The organism is Nocardioides abyssi, from assembly GCF_030412915.1.
GTDB classification, from domain to species: Bacteria; Actinomycetota; Actinomycetes; order Propionibacteriales; family Nocardioidaceae; genus Nocardioides; species Nocardioides abyssi.
Genome location: NZ_JAUHJR010000231.1, coordinates 1 through 242, shown reverse-complemented (window position 1 = coordinate 242; position 242 = coordinate 1). Strand labels below are relative to the sequence as shown.

General features: G+C 72.7%; 1 protein-coding gene. It reads left to right on the top strand.

Annotated features, from left to right (window positions below):
• A partial coding sequence (locus QWY29_RS20610; RefSeq protein WP_300963085.1) for a beta-eliminating lyase-related protein occupies positions 1-242 on the top strand: 242 nt, incomplete at both ends.

Below are 242 nucleotides of genomic sequence, written 5' to 3'. Positions count from 1 at the left end.
CTGGTGCAGCCCGGCCAGGAGGTCATCTGCGAGGCCTCCGCACACATCGCGCGCGCCGAGCTCGGCGCCCACGCGGCGTACTCCGGCATCACGATGCGCACCTGGTTCCACCCGCGCGGCCCGGTCGACCTGGCGATGCTGCGGCAGATGCACGCGCCCGACCTCGGCCCGTTCTTCGTGCGGACCGCGGCGATCTCGGTGGAGTGCACCCACAACTTCGCCGGTGGCGCGGTGCTCCCGAT